The organism is Streptomyces sp. NPDC045956 (assembly GCF_056430705.1).
On the sequence record NZ_JBWKKZ010000011.1, the window covers coordinates 66676 to 92134 of the forward strand.

The following is a 25459-nucleotide window of genomic DNA, read 5'->3' on the forward strand; positions in this document are numbered from 1 at the left end:
CCCGCCCCCTCGCTCACCGCCCGCCGGCGCGGTACCGCCCCGGGGTGACCCCCACCAACCGCTTGAAGTGCCGGGTCAGGTGGGCCTGGTCGTAGAAGCCGGTGGCCCCCGCCACGTCCGCCGGGGAGCGCCCCGCCAGCAGCAGCCGCCGGGCCCGGTCGACGCGGCGGGACATCAGGTACTGGTGCGGCGCGATGCCGTAGGCGCCGCTGAACGCCCGTACGAGGTGGGCCGGGTGAGCGGACACGAGCGTGGCAGCCTCCGCCAGCCCGATCCCCGGCACGACCCGCTCGTCGAGCAGTTCCCGCAGCCGCCGCGCGAGGACGGGGTCCCGGCGCACACCGCTCGCGTCGTCCCCGGGCCGCAGGTGCTCGTGCAGCCGCTCGCCGATCAGGGTCAGCCTGCTCTCCGCCTCCAGCTCCTCCCCGGGCCGGGAGAGCGCCGCGTGCAGTCGTCCGACGCGCCGCCGCAGCACCGGGTCGCGCAGGTCGGGAGCGTCCACGGCCGGGCCGATCAGGTCGTCGCCCAGGCGGGTGGCGTCCAGGTACAGGACCCGTTTTCGGAAGCCGTCCGGGGTGGCGGGGGAGCCGTTGTGCGGCACGTGCGGCGGCAGCAGCGTCACCGTGTCGTGCGGGGTGCCGTGCTCGTGCCGGTCCAGGTCGTACCGTACGGCCCCGGCGTCGACGATGAGCAGCGTCCACGCCTCGTGGACGTGCATCGGGTAGGCGTACTCGGTGTAGTGGGCGTGGAAGACCTCGACGACGCCCGGGACGCGGGGGCGCCAGGCGGAGACGGTCCGCAGGTCGCTCCCGTCCCTCGCGCCCTTTCCGTCCTTGCGCCGGCCCGCCATGCAAAAAACGTACAAGACCGGGCCGTCCGCCGACCGGCAGTCTCACTCCATGAGCATGCGCGACACCGACGAACCCGTCCGCTTCGACACCAAGATCGCCGTCCTGCTGCGCGAGGACCTGGAGACCTGGCAGCGCCTCAACGTCACGGCCTTCCTGGTCAGCGGCCTGAGCACGCAGTTCCCCGAGGTGATCGGGGAGCCCTACGAGGACGCCGACGCGGTGGGCTACCTGCCGATGTTCCGCCAGCCGGTGCTGGTCTTCGAGGGCACCAAGGAGACGCTGAGGAACGCCCACACCCGCGCGTTGTCCCGGGCCCTGCCCCGTGCGCTGTTCACGTCCGACCTCTTCACCACGGGCAACGACCGCGACAACCGGGCGGCGGTGCGGGCGGTCACCACGGCGGAGCTGGACCTGGTGGGCCTCGCGGTGTACGGCCCGAAGAACGCGGTGGACAAGGTGCTGAAGGGAGCGCGGATGCACCCGTGAGGGCGGGTGCAGGCGTGCCTCAGGCGGTGCTGACCTCGTCCTTCGCGGGCGCGGCGGCCTTGGAGGGGCCGGCTCCGGGGAGGGTCGTCGCCGTCGCCTCGTCGTCCTCGCGCGGCAGCCCCCGCATCAGGGCCCAGTACCCCGCCGCCGCCACCGTGCCGACGACCGCGCAGACGCCCCACAGCCACTCGGCGCCCCAGTGGTCGATGACGAAACCGGACATCAGCGGGGCGACGAGGGCGGCGACCGCCCAGGACATCGTGTACATGCCCTGGTAGCGCCCGCGCCCGTGCACGGGGGAGAGGCGGACGACGAGCCCCGTCTGGGTCGGCGCGTTGACGATCTCGGCCAGCGTCCACACGCACACGGTCAGGGCGAAGACGCCGACCGACCCGGCGAAGGCGGTGAGCCCGAAGCCGTACCCGGCGAGCAGGGACGAGGCGACGAGCAGCAGCCGCGGGTCCCGGTGCTGGATGAACCGGGTGACGGGAATCTGGAGGACGACGATCAGGACGCCGTTGACGGCGATCGCGAGCCCGAAGTCCGCCGGTGTGAACCCGGCCTCGCCCATGGCCACCGGCAGCCCCACGTACGCCTGCTGGAAGATCAGGGCGATGAGGAAGGACAGCCCGACGACGCTCATGTAACGCCCGTCGCGCAGCACCGTCCCGAGCGAGACGGCCGGCTCGCCCGCCGCGGGGACGCCGCCGGCGCTGCCCTTCCCGGGCGACCGCTCCGGCCGGGACTCGGGCAGCTTGACGAAGATCAGGACCGCGCAGGCCATGGTCATCCCCGCCTCGATCAGGAACCCGGCGAGGTAGCTGGCCTCGGCGATGAACCCGGCCGCCATGGAGGAGATCGCGAAGCCGAGGTTGATGGCCCAGTAGTTCAGCGAGAAGGCCCGGATACGGTCCTCGGGGCGCACGATGTCCGCCATCATCGCCTGCACGGCGGGCCGGGAGGCGTTGCTGGCCATGCCGACCAGGAAGGCGACGGCCGCGATGGCGACGGGGTCGCGCACGAAGCCGAGCAGGGCGACCGACAGCGCGGTGGAGACCTGGGCGACGAGCAGCGTGGGCCGCCGCCCGAACCGGTCCGTCATCACCCCGGCCACCAGCGAGGACACGACCCCGCCGAGCCCGTGCAGGGCGGCGACCATACCGGCGTACGAGGCGGAGTAGCCGCGGTCGATGGTCAGGTACAGGGCCATGAAGGTGGCGACGAAGGCCCCGAGCCGGTTGACCAGGGTGCTGGTCCACAGCCACCAGAACTCGCGGGGGAGGCCGGAGACGGTCTCGCGTGCGGCACGTCTCAGTCCGGCGACTGACATGGGACCCCCGTTGAGTTGGCGCGACCCGCAGGTGTAAGCGGCGGAGGCGGCACGCACGTCTTACGCACCGCCTACGACGCACAACCTACGAACGGGCGGCCCGACCCGGCCAGTGAATTAGCACTTCCCGTCAACCGTCCGTCCATCGGGCGCCCCGCGCGGACGGTGAGGGGGTTCGATTACGCTCGGACCCATGGCCGACGCACCGTACAAGCTGATCCTCCTCCGCCACGGCGAGAGCGAGTGGAACGAGAAGAACCTGTTCACCGGCTGGGTGGACGTCAACCTCACCCCCAAGGGCGAGAAGGAGGCGACGCGCGGCGGCGAGCTGCTCAAGGACGCCGGCCTGCTGCCCGACGTGGTCCACACGTCCGTGCAGAAGCGCGCCATCCGCACCGCCCAGCTCGCGCTGGAGGCCGCCGACCGCCACTGGATCCCCGTCCACCGCCACTGGCGCCTCAACGAGCGCCACTACGGCGCCCTCCAGGGCAAGGACAAGGCCCAGACCCTCGCCGAGTTCGGCGAGGAGCAGTTCATGCTGTGGCGCCGCTCCTACGACACCCCGCCGCCGGCGCTGGACCGCGACGCCGAGTACTCCCAGTTCTCCGACCCGCGCTACGCGACCCTCCCGCCGGAGCTGCGCCCGCAGACGGAGTGCCTCAAGGACGTCGTCGTCCGGATGCTCCCGTACTGGTTCGACGCGATCGTCCCCGACCTGCTCACCGGCCGCACGGTCCTGGTCGCGGCCCACGGCAACTCGCTGCGCGCCCTGGTCAAGCACCTGGACGGCGTCTCGGACGAGGACATCGCGGGCCTGAACATCCCGACCGGCATCCCGCTCTCCTACGAACTGGACGCCGAGTTCAAGCCCCTCAACCCGGGCGGCACCTACCTCGACCCGGACGCGGCCGCGGCGGCGATCGAGGCGGTCAAGAACCAGGGCAAGAAGAAGTAGAGACTGTGAACATGCCCCCGACCTGCGCGTACGGCGCGGGGCGGGGGCATTTTCGCGGCCTGGGCACGCTGCGGGACCTCGGCGTGGCGGGTTCTGTGGCGGCCGGAGGACAGGAACTCCGGCCGCGGCCCCGCCCAGGCACCGCACGGCGGCGACATGCCGCATACTTCAGTATGCTTGCCTCATGTCGTCGACGACTCGCATCACCGTCACGCTTCCCAGCGATCAGGTGGCGGAGCTCCGCAAGCTCACGGACAACGTCTCCGGCTATGTAGCGGAAGCCGTGGCCCGCCAGATCCGGCACCAGCTTCTGGGCGACGACCTTCGCCGGTACGAAGAAGAGCACGGAGACTTCAGCGACGAGGAGCTCGCCGAGGCGCGCGCGAAGATCTTCGGCGGCGACGGTTCCGCCGAGGGCGCGGACGCCGCGTGAGCGAGCGCATCGAGACCGTTGTCCTGGACGCGGAAGGGCTCTCCGCCTGGATCGCACAGGACCGCAAGCTCCTCGCGATGCTCCGGGTCTTCCACGACATGGGCGCCGACCTGGTGATCGGGGCCAACACCATCGTGGAAATCACTCATTCCCGCACCCACATGCCCCGCCTGAACTGGGCCCTCTCCCGCGTCAAGGTGGAGCCGGTCACCGAACAGGCGGCGAAAGCGGCAGCGGAACTGCTCAAGGGCGCCGGCCTGCACGGGCACAAGTACGCCCTCGACGCCACGGTGGCCGAGGTCGCACTGCGCCAGCCGAAACCCGTCGCCCTCCTGACGTCCGACAGCGACGACATGACCAAGCTCTGCGGAAACCAGGTCCGCATCATCGCTCTCTGACGCGCCTCCCCACCCCGAGCAAACTGTGCCGGGCAGGGGGCTTCCCGCTGTCCCGCGTCCCGGGGAGATGCGTGTCCGCGGATGTGGGTGGAGGGTGGAAGGGGCGGTTGTTGCGGCCGCCGAGCCGGGGCGCGGGGCCGTGTCGTGCGCGGGGTGCATCAGGGGCGCGCGGGGGTTGGGGCGGCACCGGCCGTTCGTGACCTGAGCTGCCTGATTCCGCTGACTGGACTTGAGGCCATTCATGGAAACCGAAACGAAAGCCACTCTGGGCGCGGCCCTCGCGGCCGGATACGTCCTGGGACGCACCAAGAAGGGCAAATTCGCCGTCGGGGCCGCCTCCCTGCTCGCCGGACAAGGGCTGCTGACCCCGAAGAAGCTGGTCACGCGGGTGCTGCACACGGTGGCCGAGAGTCCGCAGGCCGCACAGTTGCTCGGCCAGCTCCGTGGGGAGCTGATGGACTCCGCCCGGTCCGCGCTGTCCGCGTCCACCGACCGCGGCCTGGGAGCACTCGCCGACTCGCTGCAGCAGCGCACCGAGTCTCTGGGGCGGCCAGCCGACGACGAGGAAGAGGAGCCGGCCGGGGACTCGGAGGACTCGGAGGACTTGGAGGACTCGGAGGACTCGGATGCGGAGGACGAGGAGCGGCCGGACGACGAGTCCGACGATGAGGAGGAGCGGGAAGAGGAGGCCGAGGCGCCGCCCTCCCGAAGCCCGGCGAAGAAGAAGGCTGCCGCGAAGCGGTCCGGAGCCGGAGCGCCTCCGGCGAAGAAGGCACCCGCCGGGAAGAAGGCCGCCGCGTCGAAGAAGCCTGCGGGAAAGAAGACCGCCGCGTCGAAGCCTGCCGCAAAGAAGACCGCCGCCGGCAGGGATGCGACCCGCAGCAGCCGTAGGAGGTAGGCCATGGCCAAGACGGAGGAGAAGTCCACCCCCACCGGTACCTCGGGCCTCGACCGGCTCAAGGAGCAGGTGGCGGCCTACGCCACGGCGCAGGGACAGCGGATGGCGGACAAGGCCGGCGGCAAGATCAGTGATCTCGCGCAGGGCCTGGGAGACGTCGGCGACGGCAACAGCACGTTGCTCAACGTCGGCAAGCGCGTCCTGGGCGAGGGGGATTCGCCGGTCAAGGCGTTCCTCGGCGAGAAGACCGGCGAGGTGAAGGACAAGGTGGTCGACACCGTCAAGGGCGCCTTCGGCCGCGGTGGCAAGGCGGGGAGCGTGAAGGTCACGAACATCGTCGAGGTCATCGACGTCGGCAAGCCGCTGCGCACCGTGTACGACCGCTGGACCCAGCTCGAGGAGTTCAGCGGCTTCACCAAGGGTGTCCAGAGCGTCTCCCAGTCGGACGAGACCGAGAGCGACTGGAAGGCGAAGATCGCGTTCTCCAGCCGCAGTTGGAAAGCCACCGTGCAGGAGCAGATCCCGGACAAGCGCATCGTCTGGAACTCCGAAGGGGCCAAGGGCACCACGCGCGGTGCGATCAGCTTCCACGAACTGGCACCGGAACTCACCCGCGTCGTCGCCGTCGTCGAGTACTACCCGTCCGGGTTCTTCGAGAAGACCGGCAACATCTGGCGAGCACAGGGGCGTCGCCTGCGCCTCGACCTCAAGCACTTCCTGCGGTACGCCACCCTCTCCGACGACGAGGACCTCGAGGGCTGGCGCGGCGAGATCCGCGACGGCGAGGTGGTCCGCTCTCACGAGGAGGGCCTCGAGGCGGACGGCCAGGATGAGGAGGATCAGGAAGACGACGACCAGGACGACGAGTCCGACGAGGACACCGACGACGACGCCCGCTACGAGGACGAAGACGACGAAGACGAGGACGAGGAGGACGAGGACGAGGAGGACGAAGAGGAGGAGGACTACGAAGACGAGAAGTAGGCCCACCCGAGTGAGCCCCTGACCCTGCGGTTCCCCGGGGCCGGGGGCTTGTTCGTCGGCGCGAGCCCACTGTTCTGCCGTGTGCGCCCTCGCAGGGGGGCGGTTCGGCACTCAGGACGGCCAGGCGTCGGCCATCCGGAAGGAGACCACCGTTCCGCCGAAACGGCTGGGCCCGGAGTGCCACGAGTCGGAGACGGAGTCCACCAGGAGCAGCCCGCGGCCGTGCGCGTCGCGGGCGTCGGGGTGTCGCAGGCGCACGTTCTCCGGGAGTCCCGCGTTGTGCACCTCGACCCGGAGGAAGGTCCCCTCACGGAACCACTCCACCCGGACGACCCAGGGTTCGGCCGAGCTGCCGTGGATGACGGCGTTGGTCACCAGCTCCGAGATCAGCAGGAGACAGTCGTCCACGGAGCAGGCGGGCGCGTAGGGACTGATGAACTTCCGGAACCAGCGCCGGGCGCGAGGCACGGATTCGGCGACGGGGGGCAGGGTCATTGCGCCGAGGCGCGGCGATTCCTCGCAGGGGTAGCGGTCGACGACGTAGGTCATCGGTACTCACTCCCCGTCTGCGCCGCAGACGCTCTCGCCGCCCACGTGCGCTTCATGGAAGCCGAAGAATCGATGTCGAACGATGCCATGAGCACCCCTCACTGGAAGTTCTGCAACCTCTCTAGACATCTACTCTAGGGCTAGGTCTCTAGAGATGTAGGCGAATCATGTGAAGCGACCTCATCCGGTCAGGCTTCGCGCACCGCGGGTACATGCGTCGAGCGGACCTCCAACCCGTGACCTAAGGTGTCTAGAGAAGAGAGGGAGGTCCACGGGATGGCGAGCACCGAGCACGACCGTCGGCCCAAGTACCAGCGGATCGCCGACGCGTTGCGCGAGGCGATCCAGTCGGGTCGGTACGGTCCCGGTGATCGGCTGCCAGGAGAGAACGACCTCATGGCCACCTACGGCGTGGCCCGCATGACGGCACGTCAGGCCCTGAGCGTCCTCCGTGACGAAGGCGTCGCCGAAGCCCGCAAGGGCGCCGGCGTGTTCGTCCGGGAGTTCCGGCCGCTCCGGCGCCGGGGCATCCAGCGCCTGGCGTCGGAGCAGTGGGGCAACGGCCGTTCCATCTGGTCGGCGGACATCGAGAACCGCTCGCTGGAGGTCGACCGGGTCTCCGTCTCCGAGGAGGCCGCCCCCGACCGCGTGAGCGCAGTACTGGACCTGGACGGCGGGGAGGCGGTGTGCGTACGGCGCCGACGCTTCGTCCTGGACGGCAAGGCCGTCCTCCTCGCCACGAGTTACCTGCCCGCGTCGCTGGTCGCCGGTTCGGCGATCACGCGGGAGGACACCGGGCCGGGTGGTACGTACGCCAGGCTCGCCGAACTCGGCCACGAGCCGGTGCACTTCCGTGAGGAGATCCGCTCCCGGATGCCGACGAAGGACGAGGCCGCCGAGTTGGGCATGTCCGCGGGCACCCCGGTCATCCTCGTCTGCCGCACGGCGTTCACGGACGAGGGCCGCCCCGTCGAGATCAGCGAGATGACGCTGGACGCGGCCTCGTACATCCTGGAATACGACTTCGACGCCTGAGCTGAGCGTCTCCCCGGCTTCTGCCAGCCCTTCAGGGCCGTCGTTCTCCACCCTTGCGACACAGTTGGAGCGCACGCACCGACTGTCGCCCCCGGCAAGAAGTGGTGCGCGGCCGACGCCGGCAGGTCACTGCTTGGCCATCGACGAAGCCGAGCCGTCGGTCAGGCGGAGACCCACCGGAACGGCGACGTGTTCGCCGGTGTGCCGAAGGCCGTCGGGTCCTTCCCGGGCGAGGTCGATCTCCGTCTAGTCCGAAGCCGGCGCCCCGGGCTCGGCGAGGGTCGTGCGCAGGAGGTGGGCCATCGTGCGGCCGGCCACGCGGAGGGGTTCCGGGTCGCGGGTGGCCCTGCTGAGCATGAACGCGCCCTCCAGCATCATGACCAGGGAGTACGCGAGCGATCGGGCCGTCTCCGGGGCGGGGACCCAGCGGGTGAACCATCCGGCCGCCGCCTCCACCCACTCCTCGAAGACCTCCGCCGTCGCCGTCCGCAGGACCTCGTTGCTGCTCGCCACCTCCAGGGCCACCGTCCCGATCGGGCAGGCGTCGGCGTAGTCGGCGGCGGCCAGGTCGGTCGCGGCCGCGTCGAAGGCGTGGACCAGGGACTCGGCGGGGTCCGGGACGGAGTCGAGCAGGGCCAGCACCATGCGGCCGTACGCGGGGCCCGAGGTGCGGATCATGTCCTCGGCCAGTTGCTGCTTGCCGCCGGGGAAGAAGTGGTAGATCGAGCCGAACGGCGCCTGAGCCTCCGCGGCGATCCGCTTGAGGCCGGTCGCGGAGTAGCCGTGGCGGCGGAACAGGGTCCCGGCCGTATCCCGGATCCTGGCTCGCGTGTCCGGTCGTCCCTGTCCCGGTCCAGGTCCCGGTTCCGATGCAGGTCCAGGTCCCGGTTCCGATGCAGGTCCAGGTCCCGGTTCCGATGCAGGTCCCGGTCCCGGTTCCGTGCCCGGTCCGCTTGCCGGCCCCATTGCCGTCCGCCTCTCCGGCCGTCACTGTGGCAGTAGAACACTCTATCAAGTGGGGGAACCGCGATGCCGAGTGTCGAGCTGTCGTCCGGGCCGGTCGAGTACCAGGACACCGGAGCTGAAGGGCCGGTACTGGTCTTCGGCCACGGGATGCCGATGAGCGGGACCCAGTGGCGCAAGGTGGTGCCGCTGCTGGACGGGTACCGGTGCGTGCTGCCCACGTTGCCGCTCGGTGGTCACCGCCTGCCGATGAAGCCGGACGCCGACCTGTCGCAGCGGGGTGTGGCCCGGCTGCTGGGGGAGTTCGTCGAGCGGCTCGGGCTGGACGGGGTGACGCTCGTCCTCAACGACTGGGGCGGGGGCCAGTTCCTGGTGACGGAGGGGCGGGACGAGCGCATCGCGCGCATGGTGCTGGTCGCCTGCGAGGCCTTCGACAACTTCCCGCCCGGCCCCGCGAAGGCCATGTCCCAGGTGTGCCGGATCCCCGGTGGCGTCCGGCTGCTGATCCGGCTGATGGGCGTCCCGGCCGTGCGGCACATGCGCTCCGGCTACGGCGGGATGAGCCTGCGCGGCATCCCCGACGAGGTCATGGACGACTGGCTCGCCCCCGCCGCCCGCAGCAGGGACATCCGCCGGGACCTGGCCAAGTTCGCCACCGGGGCGCCCGACCGCCGGACCCTGCTGGCCTGGAGCGAGGGGCTGCGGGCGTTCGACCGCCCGGTCCTGGTCGTCTGGGCGAAGGAGGACCGGCTGATGCCGCGGGAGCACGGCCCCCGGCTGGCGGCGCTGTATCCCCAGGGGCGGCTGGTCGAGATCGCCGACTCCTCCACCCTCGTCCCCGAGGACCAGCCCGAACGGCTCGCCGAGGTGCTGACCGACTTCCTCGTCGGGACGGGGGCGGAGCCGGCCCGGCGCACGCCCTGAGGAGCGGTCGCCGGGGCCGCCGTCCGGCCCGCCCGCTCAGGACCGCACGCGGTACGTCACGTGCGTGACCTGGGTCGCCGGGCGGGACTCCACCTGGTCCAGGCGCAGGGGCGGTACGTCCTCGAAGAGGCGGGTGCCGGTGCGCAGGGTGAAGGGGACGATGTGCAGGCGCAGGACGTCCGCCAGACCGGCGGCGAGGTACTGGTTGATCGTGCTGGCGCCGCCCAGGACGAGAACGTCGCCGTCGCCGGCCGTCACGCGGGCCCGGGCCAGCGCCGGGGCGATGCCGTCGGTGACGAAGTGGAACGTGGTGCCGCCGGCCATCGGCTGCGGCTCGCGGGCGTGGTGGGTGAGGACGTACACCGGCGCGTGGAACGGGGGCTCCTCGCCCCACCAGCCGTTCCAGGGCCGGTCCCACGCACCGCGCACCGGACCGAACATGTTGCGGCCCATGACGAACGCGCCGGCGTCGGTCATGGCCGCGATCTCGGCCCGGTTCTCGTCGGGGGTGTCGAACATCCAGGCGTGCAGCCCGGCGCCCGTGCCGTCGCCGCCGTCGTCGCCGAAGGGGCGCTCCTCGGTCTGGCCGTGGCCCGCCGAGAAACCGTCGGCCGAGATCGTGAGGTCGCAGATCACTCTGCCCGTGCCTACGGTCATGGCGCTCTCCTGCTCCCGGGTGGCCGCGTCCATCCTCCCGTGCCGCCGGGCCCCGCCGCAGGGCGTCGGCTCAGCCCGCCGTCGTCAGCCGGCTCCGGCGTTCCCGCCGCCCGCGCAGCGCCCGCCAGGCCGCGCCCAGCGCCAGCGACTGGGCCAGCGCCGAGACCGCGATGCCGCCGACGAAGAACCAGGTCGGCGCCTCGCCGCCCCAGGTCGCCTCGCCGAGCCACGCCACGAAGCCGAAGGCCGGGAAGGTGAGCAGGGCCGGCCAGACCCAGGCGAGGGAGGCGTCGGGGCCGGACGCGAACAGGGGCTCCAGCGCGGCCACGGCCGTCGCGCCGCCGACCAGCGTGAGGTAGGCGGCCGAGACGCGGTTGGCCACGGTGAGGCGGGCAAGGGTGCCCCTCGGGCTGGGCTTCGTCGGTTCCGGGCTGGGCTTCATGCGGTTCTCGTCTCCCCGTGGGTCACCGTGGGTCGTCTTCCGGTCTCCAGGGTGGGACGGAGACGGGCCCCCGGGCCTGAGTAGCCGTACTCAGGTCGAGGGACGCGGCACCCAGGGGAGGCGCACGAGGCTCACACCGTCAGCGGGACCTCGTGGATCTCGTCCGCCCTGTGGCCCGCGCGCTCGTGGACGCGCTGGACCGCCTCGGCCGACGGTCCCTCGGAGAGGCAGTAGACGGTGCCGGAACCCGGGTCCGCCCACGCGCGTTCGAAGTGGACGTCCTCGTCCTTCTCGACGGCGAGGTCCGCCTGGTGGGCCTCGTGGAGCTGGTCCGAGGTGATGCCGTGCATCCCGTGGTGCACGTCCATGAAGTGAGCCATGGCCTCGCACCCCCTTCAGGGTCTCCCCTCCAGGGTGCGCCCCCTCGGCGGCCGGGGCGAACCCGGCCGCCGAGGGGGCGCGTGTGTGCCTGCCGCTGCCGTCGGCGGGTCAGCCGCACTGGCAGGGATTGCCCGACTGACAGCCGCAGCCGCAGCCCGAGCCGCAGCCGCAGGCGGCGACCAGGGGCAGGCTGCGCAGCTCGGGCGGCCGCTCGGTGCGGCGTTCCTCGGTGGGAGCGGGTTCGGTGCTGGGGGAATCGGCCATCGGGTTCCTCCTAGAGGCTGGTGCCTGGCCCCATTGCACGCCCCGAGCGGCCGTCGCATCAACGGCGCACTGGGTCGGCGGGCGCGCGCCCCCGGCCCGCCGCGCCCGCGCGCCCGTCGGCCCCGCGCGCCCGCGCGCGGTGAGTTCAGGCGCCCTCGACCTGGGTGGGCGGCTGGATGTCCGCCTGGAGGCTGTCCGCGTGCTCGCCGGTGACCAGGTAGACGACCCGCTTGGCGACCGCGACGGCGTGGTCGGCGTAGCGCTCGTAGTAGCGGCCGAGGAGGGTGACGTCCACGGCCGTCTCGATGCCGTGCTTCCACCGGTCGTCCATCAGGTGCTGGAAGAGGGCGCGGTGCAGGAGGTCCATCGCGTCGTCGTCCTGCTCCAGCTGGAGGGCCAGGTCGACGTCCTTGGTGATGATCACCTCGGCGGCCTTCGCCATCAGGCGCTGCGCGAGCTGGCCCATCTCCAGGATGGTGGCGTGCAGGTCGCTCGGGACCGCCCGCTCCGGGTAGCGCAGCCGGGCCAGCTTGGCCACGTGCTGCGCCAGGTCGCCCGAGCGCTCCAGGTCGGCCGACATGCGCAGCGACGTGACGACGATGCGCAGGTCCGTGGCGACCGGCTGCTGCCGGGCCAGGAGGGCTATCGCCCGGGCCTCCAGCTCGTGGTGGAGCTCGTCGACCTTCTGGTCGCCCTCGATCACGTTCTCGGCCAGCTTCAGGTCCGAGTCCAGGATGGCGGTCGTGGCGCGCCCGATCGCCGACCCGACGAGCCGGGCCATCTCCACCAGGCTGTCGCCGATCGAGTCCAGTTCCTCGTGGTACGCGTCCCGCATCAGGATTTCCCTCTCGTACGTCCATTTCGGGGGCTCGCACCGGCTCGGCACCGGCTCTCACCCTTGCCGTGCCCCCACGCTTACACGGTCCGGCCCCTACGCGTCCGTTTCCGGCATCACAAATGAACCATCCCTGGCTCCAAGGTGAACTCTGGGCGACGAGTGTTCGAGGTCGCAGTCCGATGGCTGGGGCGGGGCCGTTCGGCATGCCTAACCTGGAAGCATGGACGTGAACGCGGCGGTCGCCGCAGCGGCAGCGATCGCCGGAGTACTCACCGGTGTCATCGCCATGCTGGCGTTCCGCTGGAGCGAGCGCGACCAGAAACGCCCCACCCGTACCTCCCTGCACACCGATCCGGTGCTCCCGCCCGGTGTGGACACCGTCCTGTCGGTGCTCCGCTCCTCCGCGGTCGTCCTCGACGAGGCCGACGCGGTGGTCAAGGCCAGCTCGGCGGCGTACGCCCTCGGCCTGGTCCGGGGCGGCAAGCTCGCCGTCGAGCCGATGCTGCTGATGGCCCGGGACACCCGGCGGGACGGCGAGATACGGCAGGTCGAGCTGGACCTGCCGAGGCGGGGCAACGGACGCGGTGAGGCACTGGCCGTCTCCGCGCGCGTCGCCCCGCTCGGCTCCCGGCTGGTGCTGCTGCTCGTCGAGGACCTCACCGAGGCCCGCCGCATCGAGGCCGTACGCCGCGACTTCGTCGCCAACGTGAGCCACGAGCTGAAGACGCCGGTCGGCGCCCTCTCCCTGCTCTCCGAGGCCGTCATGGACGCCTCCGAGGATCCGGAGGCGGTGGAGCGGTTCGCCGGACGCATGCAGATCGAGGCGACCCGGCTCACCAACCTCGTGCAGGAGCTGATCGACCTGTCCCGGGTCCAGAACGACGACCCCCTCGACGACGCCGAGCCCGTCCGGGTGGACGAGCTGGTCGCCGAGGCCATCGACCGCTGCCGGCACGCGGCCGGCACCAAGCAGATCACCATGGCCGCCGGAGGAACGGCGGATCTGCACGTACGGGGCAACCGCGGCCAGCTCGCCGCCGCCCTCGGCAACCTGGTCGAGAACGCCGTCAACTACTCGCCCGCCCGCACCCGCGTCGGCATAGCCGCCCGCCGGGTCGGGGCCCCCGGGGGCGACCTGATCGAGATCGCCGTGACCGACCAGGGCATCGGCATCTCGGAGAAGGACAAGGAGCGCGTCTTCGAGCGCTTCTACCGCGTGGACCCCGCCCGCTCCCGGGCCACCGGAGGCACCGGCCTGGGTCTGGCGATCGTCAAGCACGTGGTCGCCTCGCACGGCGGGGAGGTCACGGTGTGGAGTGCCGAAGGCCAGGGCTCCACGTTCACCCTGCGACTGCCGGAGTCGGGCGCGTCCCGCGACCGCGCAGCGCACGGCTCGGGCCGCGCCGGACTCAGTGCCGAGACCGAGCGGCCCCCCACTTCCCCCCATACTTCCCCGTACGCAACGCTTCCCGCCCCGGAGGTCCTTCCGTGACCCGTGTGCTCGTCGTCGAGGACGAGGAGTCCTTCTCCGACGCCCTGTCGTACATGCTCCGCAAGGAGGGCTTCGAGGTCGCCGTCGCGACCACCGGCCCCGACGGACTCGACGAGTTCGAGCGCAACGGCGCCGACCTCGTGCTCCTCGACCTGATGCTGCCCGGCCTGCCGGGCACCGAGGTGTGCCGCCAGCTGCGCGGCCGCTCGAACGTCCCCGTGATCATGGTGACCGCCAAGGACAGCGAGATCGACAAGGTCGTCGGGCTGGAGATAGGGGCCGACGACTACGTCACCAAGCCCTTCTCGTCCCGCGAGCTGGTCGCCCGTATCCGCGCCGTACTGCGCCGCCGCGGCGAGCCGGAGGAGGTCACCCCGGCCGCGCTGGAGGCCGGTCCCGTCCGCATGGACGTCGACCGGCACGTGGTGACGGTCGGCGGCACCAAGGTCGACCTGCCGCTGAAGGAGTTCGACCTGCTGGAGATGCTGCTGCGCAACGCCGGCCGCGTGCTGACCCGCATGCAGCTGATCGACCGGGTGTGGGGCGCCGACTACGTCGGTGACACCAAGACCCTCGACGTCCACGTCAAGCGGCTGCGCGCCAAGATCGAGCCCGACCCGGGGGCGCCGCGCTACCTGGTCACGGTGCGGGGCCTCGGCTACAAGTTCGAGCCGTAGAGCGCCCGGCGCGCCCGGCGTCCGCGTCCGGGAAGCGCCCAGCGGCCGTACGAAGAAGGGCGGGACCTCCGAGGAGGTCCCGCCCTTCCGCCGTTCGTTCCGCGCGGCTCAGTGACCCGCGCCGGCCTCGTGCGAGGAGCCGTCCGTCGCCGTGCCGGTGCCGGACCCGTCCTCGGTCCCGGTGGCGGACTCGCCGGCCGCGGGGGACTCGCCGTCGGCCGGCGCGCCCGAGGTCTGGCCGTCGGACGGCTCGCCGGAGGTCTCCTGCGAGGGCTGCCCCGACGCGCCGGGGGCCGCCGGGACGTCGCTCGGGCCCCAGCCGGAGAAGTAGCTCTCGGCGGGGACGACGAACGCCTTCAGGCTGACCTCACCGGTCTTGCTGAAGGTGAAGGTGATCTCCTGCGCGTTGCCGTCCCTGACGGCCTCGCGGCTGCTGGGCAGGACGGCGGAGGCGTTGTTCTCGCCGCCGATGACCACGGAACCGCCCGCGGGCACCGTCAGGCCGTTGCCGCCCTTCTCGCCCTCGGCGGGCTTCAGCTCGGCGGACTTGTCGGTGCCCACCACGGTGATGGACTCGAGCGTCTGGTCCGTCCTGCCGTTGTTGAACAGGGTGGCGGAGACCACGGCCGGGCCGGTCGACTCCAGGTCGGGCTGCGTGATGACGATCGCGTTCTGGATCTGGATGTCACCGACCGTCGTCGCGGCGTTGTCCGGCTTGATCTCCAGCGTCTGGGCGTTGTGACCGGCACCGCACGCGGCGAGCGAGGCGATCGAGAACGCGATGGCGGCGGCGGCGAGGGCGCCGCGTCGAAGGCTGCTGCTCACGGCGGCGGCAACTCCTAGACTCGAGCGAGACGGCGGCAACGGATAAAGCCGCCCTAAGTGGCTGTCAGCGGCCTTAGGCTACCGAGCCGTTCCCGGGCGGCCGCACCCGACCCTCCCCGAAGGCACCCGGCTTCGCCCGGCAGGCGGTAGGAGAGCGGCGGGACGGCGGTGGGACGGCGGCGGGGTGACGGCGCCGCCGGGTGGCCGGGGGAGCGCGGGCGGGGTGCGCGGAGGGCGTCCCGCGGGGGCGCTCGCCGCGGTCGCTTTGCGGTCGGCACTCGTCCGTCATTCACATAAGAAGCCCTCGTGATACGGGTCGGCCGGCGGGTGCGCGAGATTTCCCGGAGGAATGCGCGGGCGGCCAGGAAATTGATCATCGGCGGGCCCGCCGGGGCGCCGCGTGATCAATTCCGGATTCGCCCGGAAGCCCGCCTCGGCCACCGAACGGAGTAGCGGAAGTCGCACGCATGGAACCGGACATAGGGCGTGTTTCGGGCAGGTGGAGGGCCCTCCGGATGTGTGTGACGTGCGTGTTTCGCCGTGCCTGAAGAGCCGCTCCGACCTGCGAATACTTTCTTCCGCTCGCCCGCCGCAGCACGTTCCTGTTGCTGTTGTCAAGCCCCGAGATATGCCCTGACCTGCGAAAACGCCATTCAGAAGACGCCGTATCCGTGTTACCCTGGATAGCCACGGAAGGGGTACCTGTCACATGACGTTCAAGGTTGGCGACACCGTGGTCTATCCCCATCACGGGGCCGCGCTGATCGAGGCTATCGAAACTCGCCAGATCAAAGGCGTGGACAAGACCTACTTGGTGCTGAAGGTCGCCCAGGGCGACCTGACGGTACGTGTGCCAGCGGACAATGCGGAGTTCGTCGGCGTGCGTGATGTGGTCGGTCAGGACGGGCTGGACCGGGTCTTCGAGGTGCTGCGCGCGCCGTATGCCGAGGAGCCCACGAACTGGTCGCGTCGTTACAAGGCAAACCTGGAGAAGCTCGCCTCCGGCGACGTCATCAAGGTCGCGGAAGTCGTACGCGACCTGTGGCGCCGGGAGCGCGAGCGCGGACTCTCCGCCGGTGAGAAGCGCATGCTCGCCAAGGCCCGCCAGATCCTGGTGAGCGAGCTGGCTCTCGCGGAGAACACCAACGAGGACAAGGCGGAGGCCCTGCTCGACGAGGTGCTCGCTTCCTGAGCCGCCTCCCGAGGTGAGTCGCCTCCCGAGGCGGAACGCAGCCCGCTGCCCGCTCGGAACAGCGCACTGAATGCCGCGGTGCCCGATGACATCTTTGCTGTCGCCGGGCGCTGCGGCATGTTCGTACCCGGACACCCGTCCCGGTACGCCCTCGTGTTCGTAGGCTCTTCCCGGGGGATTCCCCCCGGGTACTGGCGTGCCGGGCCCGGGCTGCTGGCTCGACCGGGGTCACGGAAGGGTCCGGTCGGGGCTTCGCGCCCGGCACGGTGAGGCCATACCCAACTAGGTCGAGCACACAAACCTGACAGGAACCGATGTCTGACGAATCGCGTCCCTCGCCCGCGCAGACGCCCCCCGACACCCGTACGCGGACCCGGACCGCGGCCGTGATCCCGGCCGCCGGCCGGGGCGTACGGCTCGGTCCCGGCGCGCCGAAGGCCCTCCGGGCACTGGGCGGCACACCCATGCTCATCCACGCCGTCCGGGCGATGGCCGCCTCCCGGGCCGTCTCCCTGGTCGTCGTCGTGGCACCGCCCGACGGCGCGGCCGAGGTCAGGAACCTGCTCGACGCGCACGCGCTGCCGGAGCGGACGGACTTCCTCGTCGTGCCCGGCGGTGCGTCGCGGCAGGAGTCCGTCCGGCTCGGCCTGGACGCGCTGCCGCCCGCGTACGACATCGTCCTCGTGCACGACGCGGCCCGGCCGCTGGTGCCCGTGGACACGGTGGACGCCGTGATCGAGGCGGTGCGCGAGGGCGCGCCCGCCGTGGTGCCGGCGGTGCCGCTGGCCGACACGGTCAAGCAGGTCGAGCCCGCCACCGCGCCGGGGGAGCCCGAGCCGGTGGTCGCGACGCCGGAACGGGCGCGGCTGCGGGCGGTGCAGACGCCGCAGGGCTTCGACCGGGCGACGCTGGTGCGGGCCCACGAGACGGTGACCGGCGAGGTCACCGACGACGCGAGCATGGTCGAGCGGCTCGGGCCGACGGTGGTGGTCGTGCCGGGGCACGAGGAGGCGTTCAAGGTGACGCGACCCCTCGACCTGGTCCTCGCGGAGGCGGTACTGGCGCGACGGAGGCTGAACGATGGGTTCTGAGACGGACGGGGCGGTGCCGGTGCCGATGGTGCTGCCGCAGGTCGGGATCGGTACGGACATCCACGCCTTCGAGGACGGGCGCGAGCTGTGGTGCGCCGGGCTGAAGTGGGAGGGCGAGGGGCCCGGGCTCGCCGGGCACTCCGACGCGGACGTCGTCGCGCACGCGGCGTGCAACGCGCTGTTCTCCGCGGCGGGGGCCGGGGACCTCGGGCAGCACTTCGGCACCGGACGGCCCGAGTGGTCCGGGGCGTCGGGGGTGACGCTGCTGACCGAGGCGGCGCGGATCGTGCGCGCGGCCGGGTTCCGGATCGGGAACGTCGCGGTGCAGGTGGTCGGGGCGCGCCCGAAGATCGGCAAGCGGCGCGAGGAGGCGCAGGCGGTGCTGTCCGCGGCGGTGGGAGCGCCGGTGTCGGTGTCCGGCGCGACGACGGACGGGCTCGGCTTCCCCGGGCGTGAGGAAGGGCTGATGGCGGTGGCGACGGCCCTGGTGGTCCGGGTGGGGTGACGGATCCCGGCGGGTCTGCGGCGGGTACGGGGGCGCCGGCCCCGGTGCGCGCCGGGTGCCGCGGGTCCGCGCCGGACTCCACCCCCGCCGGGGCCTCCGCCCCTCGCGCGGGGGTGGAAGGCGGGTGGGGGGAAGGGGCGCGTGGGGCCGTGTGCCCTTGGCACTGCCCGGCGCCTACTACCCTGGAGTCGTGACTATTCGCCTGTACGACACCAGCGCCCGGCAGATCCGTGACTTCGCCCCCCTCGTGCCGGGCTGTGTCTCGATCTACCTGTGCGGTGCCACCGTGCAGGCCGCCCCGCACATCGGGCACATCCGGTCGGGCCTGAACTTCGACATCATGCGCCGCTGGTTCGCCCACCGCGGCTACGACGTCACGTTCGTCCGCAACGTCACCGACATCGACGACAAGATCATCAAGAAGGCGGCGGAGCAGAACCGCCCCTGGTGGTCCATCGGTTACGAGAACGAGCGGGCCTTCAACAACGCCTACGACGCCCTCGGCTGCCTGCCGCCCACCTACGAGCCCCGCGCCACCGGCCACATCACCGAGATGGTCGAGATGATGCGCGGCCTCATCGAGCGCGGCCACGCCTACGAGGCCGAGGGCAACGTCTACTTCGACGTGCGGTCCCTGCCCGGGTACCTGTCGCTGTCCAACCAGGACCTCGACGAGCTGCGCCAGCCCTCCGGCGAGGGCGAGAGCGGCAAGCGGGACCCGCGGGACTTCGCCATGTGGAAGGCGGCCAAGCCCGGCGAGCCGAGCTGGGAGACGCCGTGGGGGCGCGGCCGTCCCGGCTGGCACCTGGAGTGCTCCGCCATGGCGCACAAGTACCTGGGCAGCGAGTTCGACATCCACGGTGGCGGGATCGACCTGATCTTCCCGCACCACGAGAACGAGATCGCCCAGGCCGAGGGCTTCGGCGACGCCTTCGCCCGGTACTGGGTGCACAACGCCTGGGTCACCATGAGCGGCGAGAAGATGTCGAAGTCGCTCGGCAACAGCGTGCTCGTGAGCGAGATGGTCAAGAAGTGGCGGCCGGTCGTGCTGCGGTACTACCTCGGCACCCCGCACTACCGCTCCACCATCGAGTACAGCGAGGAGTCGCTGCGCGAGGCCGAGTCGGCGTACGCGCGGATCGAGGGCTTCGCGCAGCGCGTCACCGAACTGGCCGGCCGGGCCGTCGAGCCCGCCGCCGAGGTGCCGCCCGCCTTCGCCGAGGCGATGGACGACGACCTGGGCGTCCCGCAGGCCCTCGCCGTCGTGCACACCACCGTCCGGCAGGGCAACAGCGCGCTGGCCGCCGACGACAAGGAGGCCGCCGTCGGCCGGCTCGCCGAGGTGCGGGCCATGCTCGGCGTGCTCGGGCTCGACCCGCTGGCCCCGCAGTGGGCGGGCGAGCAGGAGCAGGGCGAGGACCTGAAGCAGGTCGTCGACAGCCTCGTACGCCTCGTCCTCGACCAGCGCGAGGCCGCGCGGACCCGCAAGGACTGGGCCACCGCGGACGCCATCCGCGACCAGCTCGGGCACTCCGGTCTCGTCATCGAGGACGGCCCCCAGGGGCCCCGTTGGAGCCTCGGCTCCCGCTGACCCGACCGGCTCCCCGCGGTCCGGTCTCGTAGATCGATTGTGCCGCCCGGCCTCCCGGGCGGCACACTGCATGTGAAGCAAGCAGCACGCACACTCCCGTAGAGAGCGGAGACAGGTAACTCATGGCCGCGAACAACCGCCGCATGTCCGGCAAGAAGGGCGCGCAGGTCGGCAGCGGCGGCAAGCGACGCCGGGGCCTGGAAGGCAAGGGGCCCACGCCTCCCGCCGAGATGCGCAAGGGGCACGTCAAGCAGCGTGCCGCCAACGCGAAGGCGCGCCGCGCCACGGGACGCCAGCAGCAGCAGCGACGCGGCGGCGGACGGTCGACGTCCGAGCTGGTCGTCGGCCGCAACCCCGTCTACGAGGCCCTGCGTGAGGGCGTGCCCGCCTCGACGCTCTACGTGCAGCAGTTCATCGACAACGACGAGCGGGTGCGCGAGGCGCTCCAGCTCGCGGCCGAGCGCGGCAACATCAACCTCATGGAGGCGCCGCGCCCCGAGCTGGACCGGATGACCAACGGGCTCAACCACCAGGGCCTCGTCCTCCAGGTCCCGCCCTACGAGTACGCGCACCCCGAGGACCTGGTCGCCGCCGCCCACGACGAGGGCGCCGACCCGCTGATCGTCGCCCTCGACGGCGTGACCGACCCGCGCAACCTCGGTGCCGTCGTCCGCTCCGTCTCCGCCTTCGGCGGCCACGGCGTCGTCGTGCCCGAGCGGCGCGCGGCCGGCATGACGGCGGGTGCCTGGAAGACGTCCGCCGGTACGGCCGCCCGTACGCCGGTGGCGCGCGCCACCAACCTCACGCGTGCGCTGGAGTCGTACCAGAAGGCCGGCATCACCGTCGTGGGCCTCGCCGCCGACGGCGACGTCGAGATCGGTGACCTGGAGGCCCTCGGCGGCCCCGTGGTCGTCGTGGTCGGCAGCGAGGGCAAGGGCCTGTCCCGGCTCGTCGGGGAAACCTGCGACCACCTGGTGCGGATCCCGATGCCGGGTGGGGCCGAGTCGCTCAATGCCGGTGTGGCGGCGGGGATCGTGCTGTACGAGGCGGCGCGTCGGCGGTCGTGAACGAGGGTTCGACACCGTAGCCCGTACGGGGTGTTCCGGACGGTCCGGACATGCTTGACGCGGTCCGGACAGATCCGGCCGGTCAAGGCAGTGTCCTAACGACACATCACTCGGTTAGATGAGTGTGGACACCAGAACACCCCGCACACCCACGGGGGACCGCTCGTCGGGAATCGACGACGCTCCCGCGCTGAGCATGGTGAAGGTGCCGAGCGATCCGGCCCAGGTCATCGTCAACCACGCGAGTTTCCGCGTGCAGCTCGGTGCCTCCGCGAAGCGGACCCGGTCCCCGCGGATCGCGCGGCACTTGAGCGCCACCCAGGACACCGCCCGCATGCCCGTCGCGGGCACCGCCCCGGCCGCCGCCCGGCGCCGCGCCGTCGTCTGGAGCGGACGCTCCGACCCGGACGACACCGGCGCCCACCGTCTGCTCCAGGCGGTGCGGGCCGGAGCCGGCCGGCACCTCGCGGACCAGACCGCCGACGCCCCGGCCGACGCCGGGGCCACCCAGGTCATCCCCCGCGTCGACGGGGGCGCACCGGGTTACGACGGCTACGAGGGCTACGACGGCTACGACGACGGCCCCGCCACCCAGACCCTCGAGACCCCCCTCGTGGGCGCCCAGCGGGGCCCCGTCCCCGACGGCACCCGGCTGCTGCCCGCCATGCGCACCGTCGGCAGCGCCTACGACGAACCCGCCTACGCCGGCGAGGACTTCGACCCCGGCCCCGACGGCTACGGCGAGGACGAGACCGCACCGGCCGAGCCGCGCACCAGGCGCCACGCCGACGACCCGGCGCGGCACGCCTACTTCCCCGGCCGCCGCATGAACCTCGGCGTCGTGCTGCTGCCGCTGCGCGTCTTCCTCGGCTTCATCTCCATCTACGCCGGCATGGGCAAGCTCTGCGACCCCGTCTACTTCGACGGCGGCGAACGCGGCTCCATGGTCAAGTGGCTCAACACCCTGCACCCCTGGGACGTCGCCGAGCCCCTGCGCCAGTTCGCCCTCGCCCACCCCGTCGGCGCCGGCCTCGTCATCGCCTTCCTCCAGGTGCTGGTGGGCGTCCTGACCATCTTCGGCTGCTGGCAGCGCGTCGCCGCCGTCTTCGGCGCCGGCCTGTCCGCCGCGCTCCTGCTCACCGTCAGCTGGAAGAGCGTCCCCGTCTACGACGCGCCCGACATCATCTACCTCGCCGCCTGGTCCCCGCTGATCATCGCCGGTGCACCCGTCTACTCCGTGGACGGCCGGCTCGCGGGCAGCGCCTGGCGGCGGCTCGGCCCCCGCGCCGACATCTGGGACCTGCGCCGCTACGTCCTGCGGCGCGGCGCGCTCGTCACCTTCCTCGTCGCCGGAGTCACCCTCCTCGTCGGCTCGCTCCTCGGCGGTGCCGTCCGGGACGCCGACCGCGTGGTCGTGCCCGGGCCCGGTGAGGCCCCGCGCAACGAGCTGCCCGGCTCCCCGCTCCCGCAGGAGCCCGGCACGCGCGAGCCGAAGTCCCCGGAGGCCTCCGCCTCACCCACCCAGGGCGCCACCAGCGGCGCGGCCACCCCCTCCGAGGACGCCGCGGCCACGGCCGGGGCCACCCGCGACAGCGGCGGCACCGCCCCCGGGGGCACCGTGCCCAGCCAGACCCAGGGCACCACGGGCCAGGCCCCGCCGCAGCGGTCCACCCCGGCCGGGCAGGCGCCGAGCACCACGGCGGGGCCGACCTCCGGCGGCACCACGACCGGCGGCGGCGGCAGCGGCTCCACCGGCGGCACCGGAAGCGGCAGCGAGGGCGGGGACTCCTCCACCACCGGGGAGCCCGGCAGCCGGCTGGTGGGCGGCCTCCTGGGCTAGCCCGAGGGGCCGCACCGGCCCCACCCACGCCGAGGGGCCCCGCACGTCGTCCGTGCGGGGCCCCTGCTGCGTGTCACGGGCGCCGGGGGTGCCCGGGACGTCCGGGAGGCCGCCCCGGGGGCTCCGGAGGCTTCAGCGACCCTGGGCGGCCAGTTCGCGGGCCGCCTCCGTCAGGTCCTTGGCGGTGTCGATCGCCCGCCAGTAGGAGCCCTGCGGGATCGGGAAGCCGGCCAGCCGGCGCTCCCGGGCCAGCCTCGGGAACGTCGTCCGCTCGTGGTCACCGCGTTCCGGGAGCATCGCCGCGAACCCGGGCGAGAACACGTACACCCCGGCGTTGATCTCGAAGGTCGACGGGGGTGCCTCGATGAAGTCGGTGATGTGGCCGAAGCCGTCCGTCTGCACGGCGCCCCAAGGCAGCCGCGGACGGGCCAGGGAGAGGGTGGCGACGGCGTCCCGCTCGGCGTGGAAGTCGGCCATGTCGCGCAGCGAAAAACGGGTCCAGATGTCACCGTTCGTGGCGTACCAGGGCCGGTCGGGGTGCGGGAGGCGCGCGGCGGCGTACTTGAGGCCGCCGCCCCGGCCGAGGGGCTCGGTCTCGACGACCGTGGTGACGGAGAGCGGCAGGTCGGCGGTCTCCAGCCACTGCTGGAGCACCTCGGCCAGATGGCCGCAGGAGACGACGACGTCCGTCACGCCCTCCTCGGCGAGCCAGGCGAGCTGGTGGCCGATGATCGGAGTGCCCGTGCCGGGGATCTCGACCATCGGCTTGGGCCGGTCGTCGGTGTAGGGACGCAGCCGGGAACCCTGTCCGCCGGCCAGGACGACGGCTTGAACGGGGCGGCGGGACGCGGCGTTCGGATCGGTCATGCCCGAACTGTACGCGGCGCCCCACCGGCCGCCGAAGCGCGATCAGCCGTGCGCGGCCAGCACGCCCGAGGCGAAGGCGGTGTCGCAGACCGGGCGCGCGTAGGACTGGGCGCGGGTCGGGCCGTACACCTTGACCGCGGCGCGGCCCAGGGCGCGGGCCAGGGAGGCGCAGTGCCCGGCCAGCGACGGGCGCTCGTTCACCGCCTGCTGGAGGTGGGTGAGCGCGACGCCCGGGTCCTCCTCCTGGAGTTCCGTCAGCAGCCGGTCGCGCAGCACCTCGTGCGGCGCGCGGGCGGCGGCCCGGGAGGAGGCCTTCGAGGAGGAGGCCTCCGACGCGGCGAGCACCGAGTCGGAGGGATCCCCCGACCAGTTGACCCGGGTGACCGCGAGGGTCCCGGAGAGCACCAGGACCACGGGCAGGACGAAGGCGAGAGAGCGGCCGATCCGGCGGGCGGGGCCCCGGCCGCGTCGCGTCTGTCGGTTGCTGGAGTGCTTCACGGAGTGCTTCACGCGAGTGAGGGTAGCGCCCGGTAACCATATGGCGACATTTGGTCACCCCTTCGGGTGACGAGGAAGAGCTACTCAGTGGGTAGGGGGTTGACGTACGTCGCTCGAAACGTCCGTTGTGCCGGGGTATTTGTCGACAACGAGAAGGGCCCCGCGGCCGGCCGCGGGGCCCTTCTCGTCAACTCGGGGGAACTCGGGTGAAATCAGTCGGAGAGGCGCTCGCCCGTGGAGGACGAGAAGACGTGGCTCTCGCCCGGACGCGGCACGACGTGGACGGTCGCGCCCTTCTCCGGCACCGCGCGGCTGCTGACGCGGACCACGAGGTCCTTGCTCTCGCCGCCGACGTCGACGCTGCCGTAGACGTAGCCGTCGGCGCCGGTCTCCTCCACGACGTTCACGGTGACCGCCATGCCCGCCGGGGCGTCCTCGCTGCTCTTCGACAGGCTCGCGGAGACTCCGCCGTTCAGCTCGACCACGTCGAAGTGCTCGGGGCGGACGCCGACGGTGACCGTGCGGTCGCCCTTGTCGGCGGCGGCCTTCAGGGCGTCCCGGTTGACCGGGACCACGCTGTTGCCGAACTTCACGCCGCCGTCGGTGATCGGCACCTCGATCAGGTTCATGGCGGGGGAGCCGATGAAGCCGGCCACGAAGAGGTTCGCGGGCTTGTCGTACATGTTGCGCGGCGAGTCGACCTGCTGGAGCAGACCGTCCTTGAGGACCGCCACGCGGTCGCCCATCGTCATGGCCTCGACCTGGTCGTGGGTGACGTAGACGGTGGTGATGCCGAGGCGGCGCTGGAGCGAGGCGATCTGCGTACGGGTGGAGACGCGGAGCTTGGCGTCCAGGTTGGACAGCGGCTCGTCCATGAGGAACACCTGCGGCTCACGCACGATCGCGCGGCCCATCGCCACACGCTGGCGCTGACCGCCGGAGAGGGCCTTCGGCTTGCGGTCCAGGTACTCGGTGAGGTCGAGGATCTTCGCGGCCTCCTCGACCTTCTGCCGGATCTCCGCCTTGTTGACGCCGGCGATCTTGAGCGCGAAGCCCATGTTGTCGGCGACCGTCATGTGCGGGTACAGCGCGTAGTTCTGGAACACCATGGCGATGTCCCGGTCCTTCGGCGGCAGGTGCGTGACGTCGCGGTCGCCGATGCGGATGGCGCCGCCGTTCACGTCCTCGAGCCCCGCGAGCATGCGGAGCGAGGTGGACTTGCCACAGCCGGAGGGTCCGACGAGGACGAGGAACTCGCCGTCCTCGATCGCGATGTCGAGACCGTCGACGGCGGGCTTGGTGGAACCCGGGTAGACGCGGGTCGCCTTGTCGAACGTAACAGTGGCCATGGTGATGGGCCCCCTTCTACCGGCAGGAACGTGCCGGACGATCCGTTGTAGGAAGGTGGTGTGGTGTAGTCCACACG

The 25459-nt window shown here is 72.0% G+C and carries 29 protein-coding genes and 1 pseudogene; 16 read left to right on the forward strand and 14 right to left on the reverse strand.

Going from position 1 to position 25459, the window contains the following annotated elements; all coding sequences use genetic code 11:
• Positions 1–13: 13 nt before the first annotated feature.
• Positions 14–850, reverse strand: coding sequence for a helix-turn-helix domain-containing protein (locus AC07FV_RS26635; RefSeq protein ID WP_479089785.1), 837 nt, complete (start codon positions 848–850; stop codon positions 14–16).
• 49 nt (positions 851–899) lie between these two features.
• Here AC07FV_RS26635 and AC07FV_RS26640 point away from each other — a divergent pair, with 49 nt between their 5' ends.
• On the forward strand, positions 900–1337 hold the full coding sequence (locus tag AC07FV_RS26640; protein ID WP_479089787.1) for a DUF2000 family protein: 438 nt from the start codon (positions 900–902) through the stop codon (positions 1335–1337).
• A gap of 19 nt (positions 1338–1356) precedes the next feature.
• Here the strand turns inward: AC07FV_RS26640 and AC07FV_RS26645 are convergent, their stop codons facing one another.
• The gene (locus tag AC07FV_RS26645; protein WP_479089789.1) at positions 1357–2667 is read right to left on the reverse strand and encodes an MDR family MFS transporter; all 1311 of its coding nucleotides are present in this window, start codon (positions 2665–2667) and stop codon (positions 1357–1359) included.
• A 193-nt stretch (positions 2668–2860) separates the two neighbouring features.
• On the opposite strand from AC07FV_RS26645, the gene AC07FV_RS26650 reads away from it, so the two are divergent.
• From AC07FV_RS26650 to AC07FV_RS26670, 5 genes are all read left to right on the forward strand, one after another.
• Positions 2861–3622 carry a phosphoglyceromutase gene (locus tag AC07FV_RS26650; RefSeq protein WP_356608562.1) on the forward strand — a complete coding sequence of 254 codons (762 nt, stop codon included), beginning with the start codon at positions 2861–2863 and terminating at the stop codon, positions 3620–3622.
• 184 nt (positions 3623–3806) lie between these two features.
• Positions 3807–4055: a type II toxin-antitoxin system CcdA family antitoxin gene (locus tag AC07FV_RS26655; RefSeq protein WP_479089791.1), complete on the forward strand. Its 249-nt coding sequence runs from the start codon at positions 3807–3809 to the stop codon at positions 4053–4055.
• Positions 4052–4453, forward strand: a complete 402-nt coding sequence (locus AC07FV_RS26660) for a DNA-binding protein (RefSeq protein ID WP_479089793.1) — start codon at positions 4052–4054, stop codon at positions 4451–4453. Before AC07FV_RS26655 ends, AC07FV_RS26660 begins: the two co-directional genes overlap by 4 nt.
• Before the next feature lie 241 nt (positions 4454–4694).
• Entirely contained in the window at positions 4695–5351 is a 657-nt protein-coding gene (locus tag AC07FV_RS26665) for a hypothetical protein (RefSeq protein WP_479089795.1), read from the forward strand.
• Between the two features lie 3 nt (positions 5352–5354).
• Positions 5355–6335, forward strand: a complete 981-nt coding sequence (locus AC07FV_RS26670) for an SRPBCC family protein (RefSeq protein ID WP_479089796.1) — start codon at positions 5355–5357, stop codon at positions 6333–6335.
• A gap of 111 nt (positions 6336–6446) precedes the next feature.
• Here AC07FV_RS26670 and AC07FV_RS26675 read toward each other — a convergent pair whose 3' ends face one another.
• Positions 6447–6884: an ATP-binding protein gene (locus AC07FV_RS26675; RefSeq protein ID WP_479089797.1), complete on the reverse strand. Its 438-nt coding sequence runs from the start codon at positions 6882–6884 to the stop codon at positions 6447–6449.
• Positions 6885–7160: 276 nt separating this feature from the next.
• Between AC07FV_RS26675 and AC07FV_RS26680 the strand changes: the two genes are divergently transcribed.
• The gene (locus tag AC07FV_RS26680; RefSeq protein ID WP_479089799.1) at positions 7161–7919 is read left to right on the forward strand and encodes a GntR family transcriptional regulator; all 759 of its coding nucleotides are present in this window, start codon (positions 7161–7163) and stop codon (positions 7917–7919) included.
• Positions 7920–8165: 246 nt separating this feature from the next.
• Here AC07FV_RS26680 and AC07FV_RS26685 read toward each other — a convergent pair whose 3' ends face one another.
• Together AC07FV_RS26685 and AC07FV_RS26690 are read right to left on the reverse strand one after the other, a co-directional pair.
• Positions 8166–8597 carry an LmrA/YxaF family transcription factor gene (locus tag AC07FV_RS26685; protein ID WP_479090056.1) on the reverse strand — a complete coding sequence of 144 codons (432 nt, stop codon included), beginning with the start codon at positions 8595–8597 and terminating at the stop codon, positions 8166–8168.
• Positions 8598–8609: 12 nt separating this feature from the next.
• Positions 8610–8885, reverse strand: a pseudogene (locus AC07FV_RS26690) (TetR/AcrR family transcriptional regulator); the annotation flags it as partial.
• Between the two features lie 63 nt (positions 8886–8948).
• Here AC07FV_RS26690 and AC07FV_RS26695 point away from each other — a divergent pair.
• Positions 8949–9806, forward strand: a complete 858-nt coding sequence (locus tag AC07FV_RS26695; RefSeq protein ID WP_479089801.1) for an alpha/beta fold hydrolase — start codon at positions 8949–8951, stop codon at positions 9804–9806.
• 36 nt (positions 9807–9842) lie between these two features.
• Here AC07FV_RS26695 and AC07FV_RS26700 read toward each other — a convergent pair whose 3' ends face one another.
• The 5 genes from AC07FV_RS26700 to phoU form a co-directional block, all read right to left on the reverse strand.
• A complete protein-coding gene (locus AC07FV_RS26700) occupies positions 9843–10463 on the reverse strand; it encodes a dihydrofolate reductase family protein (protein WP_479089802.1) in 621 nt (206 codons plus the stop codon).
• A gap of 70 nt (positions 10464–10533) precedes the next feature.
• Positions 10534–10905: an SCO4225 family membrane protein gene (locus AC07FV_RS26705; RefSeq protein ID WP_479089803.1), complete on the reverse strand. Its 372-nt coding sequence runs from the start codon at positions 10903–10905 to the stop codon at positions 10534–10536.
• Between the two features lie 131 nt (positions 10906–11036).
• Positions 11037–11285, reverse strand: coding sequence for an SCO4226 family nickel-binding protein (locus tag AC07FV_RS26710; protein WP_356608544.1), 249 nt, complete (start codon positions 11283–11285; stop codon positions 11037–11039).
• A gap of 109 nt (positions 11286–11394) precedes the next feature.
• A complete protein-coding gene (locus AC07FV_RS26715; RefSeq protein WP_479089804.1) occupies positions 11395–11550 on the reverse strand; it encodes a hypothetical protein in 156 nt (51 codons plus the stop codon).
• Between the two features lie 145 nt (positions 11551–11695).
• Positions 11696–12385 (reverse strand): phosphate signaling complex protein PhoU, encoded by a 690-nt coding sequence (phoU, locus tag AC07FV_RS26720; protein WP_383650356.1) that lies wholly within the window; start codon positions 12383–12385, stop codon positions 11696–11698.
• Positions 12386–12608: 223 nt separating this feature from the next.
• Between phoU and phoR the strand changes: the two genes are divergently transcribed.
• Together phoR and phoP are read left to right on the forward strand one after the other, a co-directional pair.
• On the forward strand, positions 12609–13880 hold the full coding sequence (gene phoR / locus AC07FV_RS26725) for a two-component system sensor histidine kinase PhoR (RefSeq protein ID WP_479089806.1): 1272 nt from the start codon (positions 12609–12611) through the stop codon (positions 13878–13880).
• Between the two features lie 5 nt (positions 13881–13885).
• Positions 13886–14557 (forward strand): two-component system response regulator PhoP, encoded by a 672-nt coding sequence (gene phoP / locus AC07FV_RS26730; protein WP_465270560.1) that lies wholly within the window; start codon positions 13886–13888, stop codon positions 14555–14557.
• A gap of 108 nt (positions 14558–14665) precedes the next feature.
• Here the strand turns inward: phoP and AC07FV_RS26735 are convergent, their stop codons facing one another.
• Positions 14666–15382, reverse strand: a complete 717-nt coding sequence (locus AC07FV_RS26735; protein ID WP_479089808.1) for a copper chaperone PCu(A)C domain-containing protein — start codon at positions 15380–15382, stop codon at positions 14666–14668.
• Between the two features lie 709 nt (positions 15383–16091).
• On the opposite strand from AC07FV_RS26735, the gene AC07FV_RS26740 reads away from it, so the two are divergent.
• The 6 genes from AC07FV_RS26740 to AC07FV_RS26765 all read left to right on the forward strand — a co-directional run bounded on the left by AC07FV_RS26740 (position 16092) and on the right by AC07FV_RS26765 (position 22668).
• Positions 16092–16574 (forward strand): CarD family transcriptional regulator, encoded by a 483-nt coding sequence (locus tag AC07FV_RS26740; protein ID WP_003953493.1) that lies wholly within the window; start codon positions 16092–16094, stop codon positions 16572–16574.
• A gap of 314 nt (positions 16575–16888) precedes the next feature.
• Positions 16889–17665, forward strand: a complete 777-nt coding sequence (gene ispD, locus AC07FV_RS26745; protein WP_479089810.1) for a 2-C-methyl-D-erythritol 4-phosphate cytidylyltransferase — start codon at positions 16889–16891, stop codon at positions 17663–17665.
• Complete coding sequence (ispF, locus tag AC07FV_RS26750; protein ID WP_479089811.1) at positions 17655–18170, forward strand: 2-C-methyl-D-erythritol 2,4-cyclodiphosphate synthase; 516 nt, start codon at positions 17655–17657, stop codon at positions 18168–18170. The genes ispD and ispF overlap by 11 nt, the downstream gene beginning before the upstream one ends.
• A gap of 190 nt (positions 18171–18360) precedes the next feature.
• Positions 18361–19761, forward strand: coding sequence for a cysteine--tRNA ligase (gene cysS, locus AC07FV_RS26755; protein ID WP_479089813.1), 1401 nt, complete (start codon positions 18361–18363; stop codon positions 19759–19761).
• 122 nt (positions 19762–19883) lie between these two features.
• Positions 19884–20828, forward strand: a complete 945-nt coding sequence (rlmB, locus tag AC07FV_RS26760) for a 23S rRNA (guanosine(2251)-2'-O)-methyltransferase RlmB (RefSeq protein ID WP_479089815.1) — start codon at positions 19884–19886, stop codon at positions 20826–20828.
• A gap of 118 nt (positions 20829–20946) precedes the next feature.
• Entirely contained in the window at positions 20947–22668 is a 1722-nt protein-coding gene (locus AC07FV_RS26765) for a DoxX family protein (RefSeq protein WP_479089816.1), read from the forward strand.
• 132 nt (positions 22669–22800) lie between these two features.
• Here the strand turns inward: AC07FV_RS26765 and AC07FV_RS26770 are convergent, their stop codons facing one another.
• From AC07FV_RS26770 to msiK, 3 genes are all read right to left on the reverse strand, one after another.
• Complete coding sequence (locus AC07FV_RS26770; protein WP_356608525.1) at positions 22801–23535, reverse strand: nucleotidyltransferase family protein; 735 nt, start codon at positions 23533–23535, stop codon at positions 22801–22803.
• A 42-nt stretch (positions 23536–23577) separates the two neighbouring features.
• Positions 23578–24033 carry a hypothetical protein gene (locus AC07FV_RS26775; RefSeq protein ID WP_383650441.1) on the reverse strand — a complete coding sequence of 152 codons (456 nt, stop codon included), beginning with the start codon at positions 24031–24033 and terminating at the stop codon, positions 23578–23580.
• A gap of 212 nt (positions 24034–24245) precedes the next feature.
• Positions 24246–25382, reverse strand: a complete 1137-nt coding sequence (msiK, locus tag AC07FV_RS26780; protein WP_479089817.1) for a diacetylchitobiose ABC transporter ATP-binding protein MsiK — start codon at positions 25380–25382, stop codon at positions 24246–24248.
• Between the last annotated feature and the right edge of the window lie 77 nt (positions 25383–25459).

Coding starts and splice junctions, on each gene's coding strand:
- AC07FV_RS26635 (WP_479089785.1), bottom strand. CDS start 850: ATGGCGGGCCGGCGCAAGGACGGAAAGGGCGCGAGGGACGGGAGCGAC.
- AC07FV_RS26640 (WP_479089787.1), top strand. CDS start 900: ATGAGCATGCGCGACACCGACGAACCCGTCCGCTTCGACACCAAGATC.
- AC07FV_RS26645 (WP_479089789.1), bottom strand. CDS start 2,667: ATGTCAGTCGCCGGACTGAGACGTGCCGCACGCGAGACCGTCTCCGGC.
- AC07FV_RS26650 (WP_356608562.1), top strand. CDS start 2,861: ATGGCCGACGCACCGTACAAGCTGATCCTCCTCCGCCACGGCGAGAGC.
- AC07FV_RS26655 (WP_479089791.1), top strand. CDS start 3,807: ATGTCGTCGACGACTCGCATCACCGTCACGCTTCCCAGCGATCAGGTG.
- AC07FV_RS26665 (WP_479089795.1), top strand. CDS start 4,695: ATGGAAACCGAAACGAAAGCCACTCTGGGCGCGGCCCTCGCGGCCGGA.
- AC07FV_RS26670 (WP_479089796.1), top strand. CDS start 5,355: ATGGCCAAGACGGAGGAGAAGTCCACCCCCACCGGTACCTCGGGCCTC.
- AC07FV_RS26675 (WP_479089797.1), bottom strand. CDS start 6,884: ATGACCTACGTCGTCGACCGCTACCCCTGCGAGGAATCGCCGCGCCTC.
- AC07FV_RS26680 (WP_479089799.1), top strand. CDS start 7,161: ATGGCGAGCACCGAGCACGACCGTCGGCCCAAGTACCAGCGGATCGCC.
- AC07FV_RS26685 (WP_479090056.1), bottom strand. CDS start 8,597: ATGATCCGCACCTCGGGCCCCGCGTACGGCCGCATGGTGCTGGCCCTG.
- AC07FV_RS26695 (WP_479089801.1), top strand. CDS start 8,949: ATGCCGAGTGTCGAGCTGTCGTCCGGGCCGGTCGAGTACCAGGACACC.
- AC07FV_RS26700 (WP_479089802.1), bottom strand. CDS start 10,463: ATGACCGTAGGCACGGGCAGAGTGATCTGCGACCTCACGATCTCGGCC.
- AC07FV_RS26705 (WP_479089803.1), bottom strand. CDS start 10,905: ATGAAGCCCAGCCCGGAACCGACGAAGCCCAGCCCGAGGGGCACCCTT.
- AC07FV_RS26710 (WP_356608544.1), bottom strand. CDS start 11,285: ATGGCTCACTTCATGGACGTGCACCACGGGATGCACGGCATCACCTCG.
- AC07FV_RS26715 (WP_479089804.1), bottom strand. CDS start 11,550: ATGGCCGATTCCCCCAGCACCGAACCCGCTCCCACCGAGGAACGCCGC.
- phoU (WP_383650356.1), bottom strand. CDS start 12,385: ATGCGGGACGCGTACCACGAGGAACTGGACTCGATCGGCGACAGCCTG.
- phoR (WP_479089806.1), top strand. CDS start 12,609: ATGGACGTGAACGCGGCGGTCGCCGCAGCGGCAGCGATCGCCGGAGTA.
- AC07FV_RS26740 (WP_003953493.1), top strand. CDS start 16,092: ATGACGTTCAAGGTTGGCGACACCGTGGTCTATCCCCATCACGGGGCC.
- ispD (WP_479089810.1), top strand. CDS start 16,889: ATGTCTGACGAATCGCGTCCCTCGCCCGCGCAGACGCCCCCCGACACC.
- ispF (WP_479089811.1), top strand. CDS start 17,655: ATGGGTTCTGAGACGGACGGGGCGGTGCCGGTGCCGATGGTGCTGCCG.
- rlmB (WP_479089815.1), top strand. CDS start 19,884: ATGGCCGCGAACAACCGCCGCATGTCCGGCAAGAAGGGCGCGCAGGTC.
- AC07FV_RS26765 (WP_479089816.1), top strand. CDS start 20,947: ATGAGTGTGGACACCAGAACACCCCGCACACCCACGGGGGACCGCTCG.
- AC07FV_RS26770 (WP_356608525.1), bottom strand. CDS start 23,535: ATGACCGATCCGAACGCCGCGTCCCGCCGCCCCGTTCAAGCCGTCGTC.
- msiK (WP_479089817.1), bottom strand. CDS start 25,382: ATGGCCACTGTTACGTTCGACAAGGCGACCCGCGTCTACCCGGGTTCC.